Here is a 15,207-nt window from a genome sequence, read left to right as displayed (position 1 = left end):
GGGAGGCCCAGCCTGGGAGGGCGAAGCGTTTTGTCCCGGAGCGTACGACTTTGCCGCCCGTTCAACACCGCCGGTTAACATTCAGGAAACGACCGGGTCACCGGTTGGAAACGGGCCATTCCTAGGGTGAGCCCATTCGCACGCCGAGGAGGATGGATGTTCAACAACGCCGCCGAAGTGAAGCAGTTCATTCAGGACAACGATGTGAAGTTCATCGACGTCCGGTTCTGCGATCTGCCGGGCGTCATGCAGCACTTCTCCGTGCCCGCGGCCACCTTCGACCCGTCCGAGATCCTGATGTTCGACGGCTCGTCGATCCGCGGCTTCCAGGCCATCCACGAGTCCGACATGGCACTCGTCCCGGACCTGGCCACGGCCCGGCTCGACCCGTTCCGCACCGAGAAGCACCTCAACATCAACTTCTTCATCCAGGACCCGGTCACCGGCGAGGCCTACAGCCGCGACCCGCGCAACGTCGCCAAGAAGGCGGAGGCCTACCTCGCCTCCTCCGGCATCGCCGACACCGCGTACTTCGGTCCCGAGGCCGAGTTCTACGTCTTCGACTCGGTCCGCTTCGACACCAGCGCCAACGCCTCGTACTACCACATCGACTCCGAGGCGGGCGCCTGGAACACCGGCTCCGCCGAGGGTGACGTCCGCGGCTACAAGGTCAAGTACAAGGGCGGCTACTTCCCGATCCCGCCGGTCGACCACTTCGCCGACCTGCGCGCCGAGATGTCCCTGGAGCTGGCCGCGGCCGGCCTTGAGGTCGAGCGCCAGCACCACGAGGTCGGCACGGCCGGCCAGGCGGAGATCAACTACAAGTTCAACACCCTGCTGCACGCCGCCGACGACCTGATGCTGTTCAAGTACATCATCAAGAACGTCGCCTGGCGCAACGGCAAGACCGCCACCTTCATGCCGAAGCCGATCTTCGGCGACAACGGCTCGGGCATGCACGTCCACCAGTCGCTGTGGACCGAGGGCTCGCCGCTCTTCTACGACGAGCAGGGCTACGCCGGGCTCTCCGACACCGCCCGCTACTACATCGGCGGGCTGCTCAAGCACGCCCCGTCGCTGCTGGCCTTCACCAACCCGTCGGTGAACTCCTACCACCGGCTGGTCCCGGGCTTCGAGGCGCCGGTCAACCTGGTGTACTCGCAGCGCAACCGCTCGGCCGCGATCCGCATCCCGATCACCGGCTCCAACGCCAAGGCCAAGCGCATCGAGTTCCGCGCGCCGGACCCGGCGTCCAACCCGTACCTGGCCTTCGCCGCGATGCTGATGGCCGGCCTCGACGGCATCAAGAACAAGATCGAGCCGCTGGAGCCGGTCGACAAGGACCTCTACGAGCTGGCCCCGGAGGAGCACGCCAACGTCCCCCAGGTGCCGTCCTCGCTGCCGGCCGTCCTGGACGCCCTGGAGGCCGACCACGAGTACCTGCTCGCGGGCAACGTCTTCACGCCCGACCTGATCGAGACCTGGATCGACTTCAAGCGGACCCACGAGATCGCCCCGATCGCCCTGCGCCCGCACCCGCACGAGTTCGAGCTCTACTACGACCTGTAGGACCCGCTCCGACCTGCGGAAACGCAGTTCGATCTCTCATCGTTTCCGCAGGTCAGGCAGGGCCCTGACCTGCGGAAACGTCTGAGGAGGGGTCGGCCGGAGCGCCTCTGGGGCTCGCGATGTGAAATGAGTGTGAAATGAGCACGGGTAGATCGAACTCGCGATGATGCCCTCTTGCCCTTGCCGGCACCGGGCAGTACGCCATCTCGCTACTTTCAGTAGCCATCGCTCGCGGTTGCCGGCTCAACGGGTTCGATCTCTTACTAGCACTGCAACCCCCGCAGGCGAGGCGTCACCCGTGCTCGCCAAGCAGCGGAGCCTGCCGTCATCGCCGCCCTCGGGCCGTAGTTGAGCACGCCTCAGCCGGTGATCTAGGCCGGGCACAGGGCGGGCAACGCGGGGCCGCGACCGCGTGCTGCGCGCGGCCCGCTCCATCCCAGGCGAGCAGCTCCATCCCAGGCGAGCAACTGGGTACCTGCGACGACACCGGGGCGGATCGAAGGGGGGCGCCGCCACTCGGTGTCCAACCCGCGGTCTCCATAGTGGATACGGTGTTGCTGTTATGGTGTTGGCCGAGGAGGTGGACGTTTCAGTGGCAGCAGTTGGTCCTACGCGAGCGACCCCGGCATCGGGTCGGGGCCCGGGGCGTCCGCCCGTGCCGCTGGAGCGCATCGTCTCCACCGCACTGCAGATCGTGGACGACGAAGGGGCCGACGCTCTCTCGATGCGGACGCTGGCCCAGCGCCTGGGCTCGGGCACGGCGACGCTGTACCGGCATTTCGACAACCGGACAGCGCTGGTCGCCCATGTCGTGGACCGCATGTTCGGCGCCGTGGAACTGAATGGCGACGAACTCCTCGCGATGGGCTGGCAGCAAGCGCTGCGGACGGTCGCGCACACCATGTTCGACGCCCTGGCCCGGCACCGGAACGCTGCGCGCCTGGTGGTCGAAGAGATACCCCTGGGGCCGAACGCCATGGCACTGCGGGAGCACTGCGTCGCGGCGCTGCTCGACAGCGGCTTCCCGCCCCGACTGGCGGCGCACTCCTTTGCCACCCTCGCCCGCTACGTCCTCGGATTCGCCATACAGGTCAACGGTCACGGCGGCGGAGGGCAACTCGACGACGCACAACTGTCCGCCGTCTTCCAGAGCGTCGACCCAGCCTCGTTCCCGGCAACGGCCACCGTCGCCGGGTCCATGCCCGTTCCGATCGAGGATGAGTTCTCCTTCGGACTCGAACTCCTTCTCAGCGGGCTCGCCCACCTGCACGACGACGCCTGACCAGCCAGGACGACGCGAACCTGAGCCGCCCGCCTACGGAGTCATCTCGGCCGGCGCACAGGCGTCCGGGGGCAACCGGTCGCCGGATGGTCAGGCCCACAGCTGTCGTGACCCGCGTGGTCGGCGCTTCGTCAGCGGAGGGCGAAGTGCTCGGCGTGGAGATGCTCGCGGGGGACGCCCTGGCGATGGAGGGCGCGAGTGAGGTTTTCGATCATTGAGGCGGGGCCGCAGAGGAAGACGTGCGTGTCGGGGGTGATCGGTCCGGCCTCGGCCTCGATTCTTTCAGCGGTCAGACGGCCGTGGCTGCGGCTGAACGTCGGGTGGAGCCGGAACTCGGGGCGGTTTGCTGCCGCTGCGGTGAGTTCCGGGAGGAACGGGGCGTCTTCGGCGGTGGGGGCGCAGTAGAAGAGGTCGGTTTGGGCCGGCGCCGCACCGGGGTGGGTGAGCCAGCCGAGGAAGGGCGCGATACCGATGCCGCCCGCGATCCATATCTGCCGGGGTCCGCCGAGGGTGTGGTCGAACATGCCGTAGGGGCCCTTGAGGGTTGCGGGGTGTCCTTCACTCACGCCCGTGTAGAGGCCGCGTGTACCGCGGCCCAGGGCACGGATGGTGAGGCGTACTGAGCCGTCGGCCTGCGTTCCTGCGACGCTGAAGGGGTGTTCGTGCCAGCCGCCGACCCGCAGGTAGACGAACTGACCTCCGGTCACGGGAAGCGCCGTCTCGCCGGTGGGCGTGAGGGTGAGGTCGAGGATGTCGGGTGTCGGCCGCTCGACCCGGTGGATGGTGTAGTCCGCCCGGGGCTCCCTGCGCCGCAGCACCAGTTCGTCGTAGGCGTAGGCGGTCATGCCGATGGTGGCCATGATGACGTAGCTCGCCAGGAGGGGCGTGGATCCCTTGATGACGAGATCGAGGAACCAGCCGTGCAACAGCGCCGACAGGAGCAGCAGGCCAGTGAGGCGGTGCAGGAACAGCCAGCGCACGTAGGGCAGTCGGAGGATGCGGCCGACCTGGCCGAGTGAGATGAGGACGAGCAGCAGCAGGCCGATGGCGGAGACGGCGCCGAGGAGATGGCCCATCCCTACCGAAGCGGTTTGGTGGGCGTAGCCGTACTGGCTCCCGTCGAAACCGGAGAAGAAGTGGAGGAGCAGGTGGGGGGTGAGCAGGAGCATGGACCACACGGCGTACCGCTTGTGCTGACGGTACATGCGGTCCAGGCCGCCGAACCACTGCTCCAACCACATCAGGCGGGTGGCCAGCACCAGGGTGCAGGACATCAGGTAGGCGGACAGGACGCCGGCGAACTCGCCGATGAAATAGACGGCGCTGAGGCCCTCGGGCCTGAGCCAGTCCCAGGCCAGGTAGAGCATGACCGCTCCGGTCGTGACCGACAGGGGTCCGACGTGGCGCTTCTTCAGGCGCGCGTCCAAGGGGGCGCGTGCGATCCGGATAGCGTAGATCGCTATCGCGATCAGGACGGGCATCGTCTACCCCTCGGGGGTCGGCACTGTGGACGAAGGGGCGCTGGTGAAGTCGGGCGGACCGTGGGGTCGCGGCTTCAGCGCCATCGGGCCCAGGTGGCTGCGGTTCCTGCCACTCTAATACTGGCTACAGTGTAGCCGATTCTCTGCTTTCAGGGCGCCTTCTGGCGCTGCCCATCCGTGGAGGCGTGGACTCGATCGGCAGCGCTTCAGGCGAACAAGGCCGCGAGGTATGAGGCGACAAGCACCGCGCACACGGCGGCGGGCACGAGTTTGGCAACCGGGTCGCCCCTGCGCACGTGTACGACCACAGCTCCGGCGAGCAGCAGGAGAAGCCCGACCCCCGCGAGGCCGCCGAGCGGCGGCACGGCGAGGCCGAGCGCCACGCCGGCGACTCCTGCCAGTTGCAGCACGCCGATGCGGCGGTAAGCGGCGACGGAGAAGCCGGTCTCGGCGGCCAGCTCGCGTGCCTTCGGCAATGCGAGTGTGTTGAGCACTCCGCTTGCCCCGAAGATCAGGGCGATGAGGCAGGCGAGGGTATTGGTGAGGATCATGAGGTGATTCCAGGGTGTCGGCGTCGGGGCGGCGGGGGCGTCAAGGGTGATGATCCGATGGCGCGCAGGTCGTCACGAGACTGCTATTCGATGGGGCGGGCGCGGTCGGGTTGCGGGCCGGGCGCATCGCTCGGCGTCCAGACGGGCGGTTTGGCCGATCAGTTCGGGGCTTGTCGGCGACGGTCCATTCCTGTGCATTCGTCGCGCAGCGTGCCCCGGCCCGGAGCCTGGGCGCCTCGATGGTTTCGCCGACGGCTGCGATGGTCTCGCCGTCGACGAGGATGTCGACGTGCTCGGCGTCCGGCCGGTCCGGCGTCATCGTGATGACCTGTGCCCCGCGCAGCAGTGTGCGGCTCATGCAGGGGACCCCGGACCGGGTTAGGTGTGGCTCGGCTGGGACATGGTGCGGCTCCTTGTCTGCGGCGTCATCGCCCGCACGGCGGCTTGTGTCGTAGTGAGGAAGTCCCGCGTGGCGATGTGCCCGAGGTAGCCGTCGGGGCGGATCAGCAGCAGCGTGTCGCCGGTCAGGCCGTAGGCATTGCGCAGCGTGTTCCCGGGGTCGGAGAAGGCCCGGCCGTCGCCCGCGGCCGATCCGACGGTCAGCCGCTTCAGCTGGGCGCCCGTCGTCGGCCAGTCGAGGAGGTCGAGGTCCCGGGCGGCGCCGGGGCCGTAGGCGATGGCGGTGAAGTGCGGTCCCTGGAAGAGGTCGAACAGGCGGGCCTCGGCGCCGTCGGCGCCGAGCAGTCGGGCGTCCGGGGCGCGGTCGCCCACGTGCAGCGTGCCGGTGCCGCTGCCGTCGGCGGGGGCGAGCGGGCCGCCGTAGTAGGTCAGGGCGAGCTGCTGCTCGTCCTTGCCGCGCTTCATGCTGGACGGGTCGAGCTTGGCGATGCCGCCCCACTTCTCCGTGGACAGTCCCAGGACCCCGGCGGCGATCGGCTGCCGCTCGGCCTCGTAGGTCTCCAGCAGAGCCGGGTCGGCGCCGGCCAGGACCTGGCCGACCTTCCAGCCGAGGTTGTAGCCGTCCTGCATACCGGTGTTCAGGCCCTGGGCACCGGCCGGGGTGTGGACGTGCGCCGCGTCGCCGACGAGGAAGACGCGTCCGCGGCCGTAGTGCTCCGCGAGACGGATGTTGGGCCGGAAGACGGACTTCCAGTGGATCTCGTGCAGCTGGATGTGCCGGTTGCGGGTGTGGGAGTGGATCCGGTCGATGATGGCGCCGATCTCCTGGGGCGGCTCCTCGTCGGGCGTGAGCCGGATCATCCACTGGAACATGTCGCTGCCGGGGAGCGGGCAGGCGCCGATGAGCTTGCCGCCGAGGCCGGGCCACATGTGCCAGCGGTTGCGGGCCAGGCCGCTGACGGAGGCGTCCACGATCAGCACGCGGTCGGACTCGTCCGTCGTCCCGGCGAAACCGATGTCGAGCTGCTTGCGCACCGCGCTGGAGCCGCCGTCGGCCCCCACGGCGTAGCGGGCGACGATCTCCTCGACCCCGTCCGCGCCCACCACCGTGGCGAGCACCGTGTCCTCGTCCTGCGTCAGCTCGGTCAGTTCCTTGTTGAACTCGACCTCGCGGCCGAGCTCACCGAGCCGGGCGTGCAGGGCGCGGTCCGTGCGGAACTGCGGGATCAGCCAGGTGTTCGGGTACGGGACGTCCGGGGTTGCGTCTTTGGTGGGGAACATCTTCCACGGCACGCCGAGGGGTCCGGCATGGAGCCCGAGCTTGGGGTAGAGGTCGCCGCCGGCCAGCACGTCGTCGAGGGCGCCGAGGTCTTCGAGGACTTCGAGGCTGCGGGGCTGGATGCCCTTGGCGCGCGAGCCGTCGAAGGTGTGGGGGGACCTGTCGACGATCCGGACGTCGAGTCCGCGGCGTACGAGGTCGATCGCCAGGGCGGAGCCCGAGGGGCCGGCACCGATGATCAGTACGTCGATGGTCTGCGGGTTGTTCATGAGTCGAGCCTTTCGGTGCGTGCGGACACGAACGGGACGAGCCGGTCGGCGACGTCGCGAGGCCGTTCGAACGGGGCCATGTGCCCGCACTTGGTGATGACGTGATGTTTCTGGGGCTTCAGCAGGGTGCGCGCCGTGTCGAAGTGCACCGGCGGCGTGACGGTGTCCTCGTCGCCCCACAGCAGCAGCATCGGAATGCCCAGTGCCCCCGTTCGCCGGAAGAGGTCGTCACGGCCGGTGAGAGGCAGGTGCTGCAGGGTGTCGAAGACCGCGTACAGCGAGCCCTCGAAGCGGAGGGTGTCGAGGACCATCTCGGTCAGTTCCGCGCCGAGCTCGGGGTCCCGGACGTTGTGCCCGAGGTGGCCCTGGAGCAGCCGGAGGCCGCGACGGCGGGCGACAACTCCGGCCAGCAGGTCGCTGCGCAGCAGCCGGTCGGGGGAGGCCAACCGCGGTTTCGCGAGACCGGCGGGTCCGACGATGGTGAGCGTGGACACCTGCGAGCGGTACCGGGCCGCGTACGTCATGGCGACGAGCGCGCCCATGGAGGTGCCGACCAGGTGCAGGGGCCGCGCCGTCAGGCCGAGCCGGTCCGTCAGCTCGGCCAGCTGCCGGGTGAACAGCGTCTCGTCGTACCGCGCCCGCACCCGGTCGGAGTAGCCGCGGCCGTAGGCGCTGCAGGTCAGCGTGCGCAGCCCGTGGGTGTGCAGTTCGCTGACGAGGCCGTCCCAGTAGGACAGCGGGATGGTCAGACCGCCCGCCATCAGGACCACGTCCCCGTCCTCGGGCCCCGTCAACTCGTAGTGGGTGACGCCGTCGGACAGCTCGACGTAACTGCCGCGCAGCGCCTTGCGCGAGTCGGCGGTGAGCTTGAGGTCCTCGCCCGGGGCGACGAAGTACTTCATGGCACGGGTCTCCTTGCCCTCAGTTCGCGGGGGTGCCGGCGCAGGAGCCGAGGAACTTCGCGATCGCGTACGCGACCCACTGCGGTTCCTCCTCCGGCAGCAGATGTCCGCCGTGGGGGTGGACCAGCTCCTGGGCGCCGGGAATGTCGCGGGTGAAGTGCTGGCCGTCGATGCCCGCGCTGCGCAGCACCAGCGTGGGCACCGTGATGCGGGGGATCTGCGCGCTGCGGTCCGGCTGGTCGGTGTTGCAGAAGTCGACGAAGGCCGAGCGGTTACCAGGGCGGCTCATCAGCTGGTAAGCGCGGTCCACCATGGCGTCGTCCACGATCTGCGCATGCGGCCCGACGGCCTCGCGCAGGCTGCGTTCCACTGCCCCGCGCGGCATCACCCGCCTCACCAGGGGCCGCACCAGCGGGTTGCGGGCCAGGCGCATCCCCGCGGGCACCGTCTTCTCCGGGTAGCCGGTGGCATTGACCAGCACCAGGCCGGTCAGCCGCTCCGGATGATCCAGCGCGACGTTCCAGGCGATGTTGCCGCCCAGGGAATTTCCGGCCACCGCGTAGCGCGGCACACCCAGCGCCGCCACGAAGCCCGCCACCGTCGCGGCGTACGCCGGAACCCGGTAGTCGCGGTCCGGGCGCGGGCCCGTCAGTCCGAACCCCGGCAGGTCCGGACGGATGACGTCGAACGAATCCGACAGCAGATCCGCCGCGCGGTCGAAGTGCTGCAGGGACGAGGCACTGCCGTGCAGCAGCACGAGTACCGGGCCGTGCCCGGCGCGCTTGTAGTGGATCCGCAGGCCGTCCACCTCGACGAACCGGGAATCGGGCTGGGGCTCAGACCAGGTACTCATAATGGATACAGTGTTACCGATAAGGTGGTCGTGTCAAGCGGAAGCCCTCGTCGCGAGCGCGGCGCCCCGCCTCGGCCGACTCCTGCACGACAACCCAGAACGCGACGACGCCGAAGCGGCCGACCAGGTCGCCGAAGATCCGCTGCGGATGTTCGGCCCTCCCGGCGACGAGGCCGAGATCTGCCGGCAACCACTGCCCGACCTGGAAACCGCGGCCGACCGGCAAGGCGCCACCCCTGGAAGCCGGGAACCGCGACCACCCGAACGAAAGGTGTGCAGTACATGACACTCCGACGCGTTCTCAGCGGCCTGGGCGCCGCAGCGACCCTCGGCGCTGCCGCGGCGATCAGCGCACGTCGCCGCGCTCTGGCGGCAGTCCCCCGCGAGCTGCGGCACCCCGTGCTCTTCCTCCCGCTGAACTTCGGCAACCCGGTCACTCTGGCCGTCGCCCGCCGCCTCGTGCCCTTGGCGGGAGCCGCCTTGAGGCCCGACGTCCGCGTCGAGCGGCGCACACTGCCGGCCACGACCGACGACCCCTCCGTCGAGGTGCTCACCTACCAGGCATCGGGCCAAGCGCCGCGCGCAGCGCTGCTCTGGATCCACGGCGGAGGAATCGTCATGGGTGCCGCTCGGCAGGAGAACACCTGGTGCAGCCGCGTTGCCGACGAACTCGGCGCTCTGGTCGTCAGCGTCGACTACCGCCTCGCACCCGAAAATCCGTACCCCGCAGCTCTGGACGACTGCTTCGGTGCGCTCCGCTGGCTTCACGCCAGTGCCGCCGCCCTCGGCATCGATCCCGCCCGCATCGCCGTCGGCGGCGAAAGCGCCGGAGGCGGACTCGCCGCCGCCGTAGTCCAGCGCGCCCACGATTCAGGAGTGCCGGTCCGGTTCCAACTCCTCCTCTACCCCATGCTCGACGACCGCACGGCTCTGCGCGTCGACCCTCCCAACAGCGCCATCTATACGTGGACCCCGAACTCCAACCGCTTCGCCTGGACCTCCTACCTCGGCCGCCCGCCACAGGACCGCGACGATCGCCCCTATATCGCGGCGGCAAGGCGCAGGAACCTCGAAGGGCTGCCGCCCGCGTGGATCGGTGTGGGCGACCTCGACCTGTTCCACGACGAAGACGTCGACTACGCCCGACGCCTGAGCGAGGCCGGCGTCGCCTGCGAGCTGCGGCTCGAATCAGGCATGTACCACGGTGCTGATGCCTTGCTCGACGGCAAAGCACCTTCAATGACCGCTTTCCGCACCGCCGCCCTCGACGCTCTGCGAACTGCCCTGGCAAAACCCTGACCGCCCCGAACATGCCCGACCAGCCTCGACGACCAGGCCACAGCAGGTCGGCATCACCGTCGGCATCCCGTTGCTGAGCGTCCTTGTCACCACTCCCCCGGACTTGTTACGGGCCTTCACGCGGTCGTTGCCGTGGAGACGGCGATTGTGCTCACGGCCGCCGTTCCGTCGCGGCGCGACCTCTCAGCATCGCCCAGCACACTCCGGCGCCACCCATCCGTTGAGGCCGCCGCGTGTGCACTGGTTGTGAAATGTTCTTCTGCGAGGCCCATATTTCCGCAGGTCAGGGGCATGTTCGATCAGAACTACGACCTGTAAGAGGGCCTCCGACCTGCGGAAACAACGAGCTCGCACTCGTGTTTCCGCAGGTCGGCACTTGTACTGACCTGCGGAAGAACGAAGTGCCGGGCTCCTGGGACTCGGCATCTGCTTCGCCCGCCACCGCAGGATGAGCCCGTACCCGCCGGCGGGCCGCCCCGGCTTCCACGCGCAGTTGCTCCCTGCGCCCGACGGGTTCCGGTGGCCACAGCAACCCGTCATCCGGCTCCGGCGGGCAGGTCCGCCGGCCGGCACGCCCGCTCCGGTCACTGCTCCTGCGCACGAAGCGGCGGCCAACATATACTTCTGCGGCTCGACAGCCCCTGGGTTGTCGAGCCGCAGAAGGACACGGGGGCGTGATGGAGCTGCGGGACATCGAGATCTTTCTGGTGCTGGCCGAGGAGTTGCACTTCGGCCGGACCGCCGAGCGGCTCCGGGTCTCCCAGGCCCGGGTCAGCCAGGCGATCAAGAAGCAGGAGCGGCGCATCGGCGCCGTGCTGTTCGAGCGCACCAGCCGCACCGTGCGCCTGACCGACGTCGGACGCCAGCTGCGCGACGACCTGCAGCCGGTCTACGCGGGCCTGCACGAGTCCCTGGAACGCGCCCGGCTCGCCGCCCGCGGCGTCACCGGCCGGCTCCGCGTCGGCATGATGCCGTTCAACATCGTCGACCTGCACTTCTACTGGAGGGAGTTCCGCTCCCGGTACCCGCAGTGGGAGCTGGAGGTCCGCCAACTGGCGTACATCGATCCGTTCGGCCGGCTCCGCGACGGCGACCTGGACGTCCTGGTCGGCTGGCTGCCCGTGAAGGAACCGGACTTCACCGTCGGCCCGGTCCTGTTGACGGACCCCCGGATCCTCGCCGTGTCCGCCGACCACGAGCTCGCCCGGCACACGTCGGTGCGACTGGAGATGTTCGCCGACTTCCCGCACCCCATGCCACCCGCCATGCCGGACTACTGGGAGGACGGCTACCTGCCCTTCCACTCGCCCCGGGGCCGGACGATCGAACGCGGTCGGCCCGTGACCGACGCGGAGGACCTGATCAACCGGGTCGGCATGGGCGAGATCATCCACGGCTTCCCCAGCCACGTCGCCCGGCACTGGGGCATGCCGAACGTCCGCTGGATACCCGTCCCGGACCTGGCGACGCTGTCCTACGCCCTGATCTGGCGGACCGACGCCGAGAACGAGCCGATCCGTGCGCTCGCCGACACGGTGCGCGAACTCGGCACGCTCCGGTTCTGACGAACAGTCACGTCCCGGAGTCGAGGATGCCGCCGTCGCCGGTGAGGTAGCGATCGGCTGCCGCAGAGTGCTCGCCCCGCCGCCCGACACCGGAGCCGGGCGGTGTGCGTCGAGGCCGCCGGCCGAACGGACACGGCCGCGGGGTTCCTTCCCGGAGCCGTTCGGCCGTCCCGATCGGAGTGCGGCTCCTCTGCCAGGCCGGGAAGGCCTCCCGGGCGCGTCGTTCCGCCACCGCTCCTGTCCGGCGATAACGGTCGGGTTATCGATCGACGCACGAAGCTTGCGTTGATCCGGACACGGCTCCCACGGGAGGCTTGAGGCACCCGGGCAGGCTGCTCGTCGAGGGCCTCGGGCCCACCCCGCCGTCCCCCGCCCGGCCACCCTCTCCATGATGTCCCGCTCGTCAGGCATGGCTTTCCGCTGCCCTGTTCCCGGAGAACCAGTCACGGCGCCACTGCCTGACACGGGCTCACCCGGTCACCGGCACCAGGAGTCAGACAGACGTGCGAGACAGGTTCGACATGACCGTGACGTACGCGATGCACAACGCCTTACGAAGGGAGTTGCACCACCTTGCCCGAGCCACCACCCGCGCCCACCCCGATCCCCGGCACGTCCTGCGCAGCGCCGCGGGCTGGGAGCTGTTCCGGAGTGCTCTGCACGCCCACCACGCCGCCGAGGACGACGCCCTGTGGCCCTCCCTGCGCCAGGCCCTGTACGGCCGCCCCTTCTCCCTGGTGCGGCTGGAGGCGATCGAGGCCGAGCACGCCTCGCTCGCCCTCCTGATCGAGGCGATCGACCAGGCGCTGGCCGGCCCCGATGTCGGGCTCGACCTGTTCGGTGAGCTCATCGGCTCGCTGGTCACCGGTCTACGCGGACACCTCCGCCACGAGGAGGAAGCCGTCTTCCCGCTGGTCCAGATCATCCTGGGCAAGGAGCAGTGGGAGCACTTCGGGCGCGTCCACGCCCAGCGGATCAGGGCCGATGCGGCACGGATCCTGCCGTGGCTCCTGGACGGCGTCACCGAGCGGACCGTGGCCGCCGTTCTGACGCAGCTCCTGCCCGAGTCCGCGCACCACGCGTACGCGCACCAGTGGCAGCCCGCCTACGCGGTGCTCGACCGGTGGGGTACCCGGGGCGCTCTGACCATCACCCGGCCCTGAGCCCTGCCCTCCCCCGAAGCCCTCCGCCGTTCTCGGCGTGTTGCCGTCCCTTCCTCTCCCGCGGTCCACGGGCGGGTCCGTGCCCGTGGACCGGTTTCCCCTCAGCCCATCCCACTCAAGGAGTTCCCTCATGACCACCGTCGAGCCCATCCGGGGCACCGACGCCGGCCACGCGCCGACGTCCGGGCCCGGCCCCTCGGCCGTCGTCCCGCTACGACGATGGCTCGCCCTGGTGGCGGTGGCCGTCGGCACCTTCGCCATGGTGACCGCCGAACAGTTGCCGATGGGCCTGCTCACTCCGATCGGTGGCACCTTCGACGTCTCCGAGGGGACGGCGGGTCTGATGGTGACCGTGCCCGGTCTCGTCGCGTCCGCCACCGCGCCCCTTCTGCCCGTGCTGATCCGACGCGGTGACCGACGTACGGTCCTGATCGTCCTGCTGGGCCTGATGGCCGGGGCCAACCTGCTGTCCGTGCTCGCCCCGGACTTCACCGTCCTGCTCGCCTCGCGGTTCCTGGTCGGCATCAGCATCGGCGGTTTCTGGGCGCTCGCCGCCGGAATCGCGGTGCGCATGGTGCCCGCCGCGTACGTGGGCCGTGCGACCGCCATCACGTTCGGCGGCGCCACGGCCGCCAATGTCCTGGGTGTGCCGGCCGGGACCCTGATCGGGGAGTTCGGCAGCTGGCGGGCCGCGTTCGCCACCGTCGGCGGCCTCGGCCTGCTCGTCGTGGGCGCCCTGCTCGTCCTGCTGCCGTCGCTGCCCGCGAGCGACCCGGTCCGGCTGCGCACGCTCGGGGCGCAGTTGCGCAACCGTGCCGTCCGCGCCGGGGTGCTGACCACGTTCCTGCTGGTGGGCGGTCACTTCGCGGCGTTCACCTTCGTCAGCCCGGTGCTGCAGGACGTCTCCGGCATCAGCCAGGGCATGGTCGGCCCGCTCCTCCTCGCCTTCGGCGCGGCCGGCATCCTCGGCAACTTCCTGGCCGGCGCGCTGGTGGGACGTGACGTCCGCCGGGTGATCACGGCCATCGGCCTGCTGCTCGCCGTGATCCTGGCGCTGTTCCCGCTCGTCGGTACCAGCCCCGCCGGCGGGATCGCGCTGCTGATCGGCTGGGGCCTGGCCTTCGGCGGGGTTCCGGTGAGCGTGCAGACCTGGATCCTGCAGTCGGCGCCCCGGGAGGCCGAGGCGGCCACCGCCCTGAACACCTCGGTGTTCAACCTCGCCATCGCCCTCGGCGCCCTGTTCGGCGGTCTCGTCGTCGACGCCGCCACCCTCACCGCCGCGCTCTGGGTCGGTGCGGCGGTCGGCCTGCTGACCAGCCTGACCGTCTGGCGGACCCGCGGCACAACCGGCTGACGCCCAAGTCGCTCCCACACCTGAGGAACTCCCAACCGTCGCGGACGGCCGGGTCAAGGGCGTCCACCACCTGATGAGGAAGAACGGGATCACCGAGTACGACGGCGGGGCACCTTCCTGGACGCGAACACCCTCCAGATCGCCGAGCCGGACGGCACCATCCGCACCGTGTCCTTCGAGCACTGCGTCATCGCCGTCGGCGCCACCCCGCGCCTGCTGCCCGGCACCGCCCGCAGCGAGCGCGTCGTGACGTACGAGGCGCAGATCCTCGCCGAGGAGTTGCCGCGGTCGATCGTCATCGCCGGGGCCGGCGCGATCGGCATCGAGTTCGCGTACGTGCTGCACAACTACGGCGTGCAGGTCACCGTCGTCGAGTTCCTGGACCGGATCGCCCCGCTGGAGGACGCCGAGATCTCCGCCGAACTGCACAGGCAATACCGCAAGTCGGGCATCCAGGTGCTCACCTCCACCCGGGTCGAGGCGATCGACGAATCCGGCCCGCAGGTCCGTGTCACCGTCACCGGCAAGGACGGCGTGCAACAGGTCCTGGTGGCCGACAAGGTCCTGCAGGCCATCGGCTTCGCGCCGAACGTCTCCGGCTACGGCCTGGAGCACACCGGCGTGGCCCTCACCGAGCGCGGCGCCATCGACGTCGACGCCCGCTGCCGCACCTCCGTGCCGCACATCTACGCCATCGGCGACGTGACCGCGAAGCTGATGCTCGCCCACACCGCCGAGGCCATGGGCATCGTCGCCGCCGAGACCATCGCGGACGCCGAGACCATGGAGCTCGACCACCCGATGATCCCGCGCGCCACCTACTGCCGACCGCAGATCGCCAGCTTCGGCTGGACCGAGGCACAGGCCCGTGAGCGGGGGCACGACGTCAGGGTGGCCAGGTTCCCGTTCGCCGCGAACGGCAAGGCGCACGGCCTCGGCGACCCGGCCGGCTCCGTGAAGGTCGTCGCGGACGCCGAGTACGGCGAGATCATCGGCGCGCACCTCATCGGCCCGGACGTCACCGAGCTGCTGCCCGAGCTGACGCTCGCTCAGCAGTGGGACCTGACCGTCCACGATGTGGCGCGCAACATACACGCGCACCCGACCCTCGGGGAGGCCCTGAAGGAAGCGATCCACGGCATCGCCGGACAAATGATCAATCTCTGAGACGAGACCCCGCGCACCGCGCGGATTCGAAGCACGTCACCATGCCATCGAACGAGACGTAACGTCTCGTTCAT

At 69.7% G+C, this 15,207-nt stretch carries 13 protein-coding genes and 1 pseudogene; 7 read left to right on the top strand and 7 right to left on the bottom strand.

Annotated elements, in window-relative coordinates; all coding sequences use genetic code 11:
• Positions 1–156 precede the first annotated feature (156 nt).
• Both glnA and C2142_RS27525 read left to right on the top strand, forming a co-directional pair.
• Entirely contained in the window at positions 157–1,569 is a 1,413-nt protein-coding gene (gene glnA, locus C2142_RS27530) for a type I glutamate--ammonia ligase (RefSeq protein ID WP_148645434.1), read from the top strand.
• A gap of 655 nt (positions 1,570–2,224) precedes the next feature.
• Complete coding sequence (locus C2142_RS27525) at positions 2,225–2,851, top strand: TetR/AcrR family transcriptional regulator (RefSeq protein ID WP_148645433.1); 627 nt, start codon at positions 2,225–2,227, stop codon at positions 2,849–2,851.
• A gap of 131 nt (positions 2,852–2,982) precedes the next feature.
• On the opposite strand, the gene C2142_RS27520 is transcribed toward C2142_RS27525, so the two are convergent.
• The 7 genes from C2142_RS27520 to C2142_RS27490 form a co-directional block, all read right to left on the bottom strand.
• A complete protein-coding gene (locus C2142_RS27520; protein ID WP_148645432.1) occupies positions 2,983–4,332 on the bottom strand; it encodes a ferric reductase-like transmembrane domain-containing protein in 1,350 nt (449 codons plus the stop codon).
• Between the two features lie 206 nt (positions 4,333–4,538).
• A complete protein-coding gene (locus tag C2142_RS27515) occupies positions 4,539–4,883 on the bottom strand; it encodes a DoxX family protein (protein WP_148645431.1) in 345 nt (114 codons plus the stop codon).
• 40 nt (positions 4,884–4,923) lie between these two features.
• Positions 4,924–5,241, bottom strand: coding sequence for a hypothetical protein (locus tag C2142_RS27510; protein WP_148645430.1), 318 nt, complete (start codon positions 5,239–5,241; stop codon positions 4,924–4,926).
• 20 nt (positions 5,242–5,261) lie between these two features.
• Positions 5,262–6,830 carry an FAD-dependent oxidoreductase gene (locus C2142_RS27505; RefSeq protein ID WP_148645429.1) on the bottom strand — a complete coding sequence of 523 codons (1,569 nt, stop codon included), beginning with the start codon at positions 6,828–6,830 and terminating at the stop codon, positions 5,262–5,264.
• The gene (locus C2142_RS27500) at positions 6,827–7,732 is read right to left on the bottom strand and encodes an alpha/beta hydrolase (RefSeq protein ID WP_148645428.1); all 906 of its coding nucleotides are present in this window, start codon (positions 7,730–7,732) and stop codon (positions 6,827–6,829) included. Before C2142_RS27500 ends, C2142_RS27505 begins: the two co-directional genes overlap by 4 nt.
• A gap of 19 nt (positions 7,733–7,751) precedes the next feature.
• Positions 7,752–8,585, bottom strand: a complete 834-nt coding sequence (locus C2142_RS27495; protein ID WP_148645427.1) for an alpha/beta hydrolase — start codon at positions 8,583–8,585, stop codon at positions 7,752–7,754.
• Positions 8,586–8,598: 13 nt separating this feature from the next.
• Positions 8,599–8,811, bottom strand: a complete 213-nt coding sequence (locus C2142_RS27490; protein WP_153882824.1) for a hypothetical protein — start codon at positions 8,809–8,811, stop codon at positions 8,599–8,601.
• A gap of 56 nt (positions 8,812–8,867) precedes the next feature.
• On the opposite strand from C2142_RS27490, the gene C2142_RS27485 reads away from it, so the two are divergent.
• The 5 genes and pseudogenes from C2142_RS27485 to C2142_RS27465 all read left to right on the top strand — a co-directional run.
• Positions 8,868–9,884 (top strand): alpha/beta hydrolase, encoded by a 1,017-nt coding sequence (locus C2142_RS27485; RefSeq protein WP_148645426.1) that lies wholly within the window; start codon positions 8,868–8,870, stop codon positions 9,882–9,884.
• Positions 9,885–10,561: 677 nt separating this feature from the next.
• Positions 10,562–11,449: a LysR family transcriptional regulator gene (locus tag C2142_RS27480; protein WP_148645954.1), complete on the top strand. Its 888-nt coding sequence runs from the start codon at positions 10,562–10,564 to the stop codon at positions 11,447–11,449.
• Positions 11,450–11,952: 503 nt separating this feature from the next.
• Entirely contained in the window at positions 11,953–12,612 is a 660-nt protein-coding gene (locus C2142_RS27475; RefSeq protein ID WP_241002808.1) for a hemerythrin domain-containing protein, read from the top strand.
• A gap of 130 nt (positions 12,613–12,742) precedes the next feature.
• A complete protein-coding gene (locus tag C2142_RS27470; protein ID WP_148645425.1) occupies positions 12,743–13,966 on the top strand; it encodes an MFS transporter in 1,224 nt (407 codons plus the stop codon).
• Positions 13,967–14,003: 37 nt separating this feature from the next.
• Positions 14,004–15,133, top strand: a pseudogene (locus C2142_RS27465) (FAD-dependent oxidoreductase); the annotation flags it as partial.
• Between the last annotated feature and the right edge of the window lie 74 nt (positions 15,134–15,207).

The organism is Streptomyces sp. CB01881, assembly GCF_002953255.1.
Taxonomy (GTDB): domain Bacteria; phylum Actinomycetota; class Actinomycetes; order Streptomycetales; family Streptomycetaceae; genus Kitasatospora.
Note: the sequence above shows the minus strand (reverse complement) of the source record. Positions and strands in the feature narration are given on the sequence as shown.

Coding starts and splice junctions, on each gene's coding strand:
- C2142_RS27520 (WP_148645432.1), bottom strand. CDS start 4,332: ATGCCCGTCCTGATCGCGATAGCGATCTACGCTATCCGGATCGCACGC.
- C2142_RS27480 (WP_148645954.1), top strand. CDS start 10,562: ATGGAGCTGCGGGACATCGAGATCTTTCTGGTGCTGGCCGAGGAGTTG.
- C2142_RS27485 (WP_148645426.1), top strand. CDS start 8,868: ATGACACTCCGACGCGTTCTCAGCGGCCTGGGCGCCGCAGCGACCCTC.
- C2142_RS27495 (WP_148645427.1), bottom strand. CDS start 8,585: ATGAGTACCTGGTCTGAGCCCCAGCCCGATTCCCGGTTCGTCGAGGTG.
- C2142_RS27470 (WP_148645425.1), top strand. CDS start 12,743: ATGACCACCGTCGAGCCCATCCGGGGCACCGACGCCGGCCACGCGCCG.
- C2142_RS27510 (WP_148645430.1), bottom strand. CDS start 5,241: ATGAGCCGCACACTGCTGCGCGGGGCACAGGTCATCACGATGACGCCG.
- C2142_RS27515 (WP_148645431.1), bottom strand. CDS start 4,883: ATGATCCTCACCAATACCCTCGCCTGCCTCATCGCCCTGATCTTCGGG.
- C2142_RS27505 (WP_148645429.1), bottom strand. CDS start 6,830: ATGAACAACCCGCAGACCATCGACGTACTGATCATCGGTGCCGGCCCC.
- glnA (WP_148645434.1), top strand. CDS start 157: ATGTTCAACAACGCCGCCGAAGTGAAGCAGTTCATTCAGGACAACGAT.
- C2142_RS27500 (WP_148645428.1), bottom strand. CDS start 7,732: ATGAAGTACTTCGTCGCCCCGGGCGAGGACCTCAAGCTCACCGCCGAC.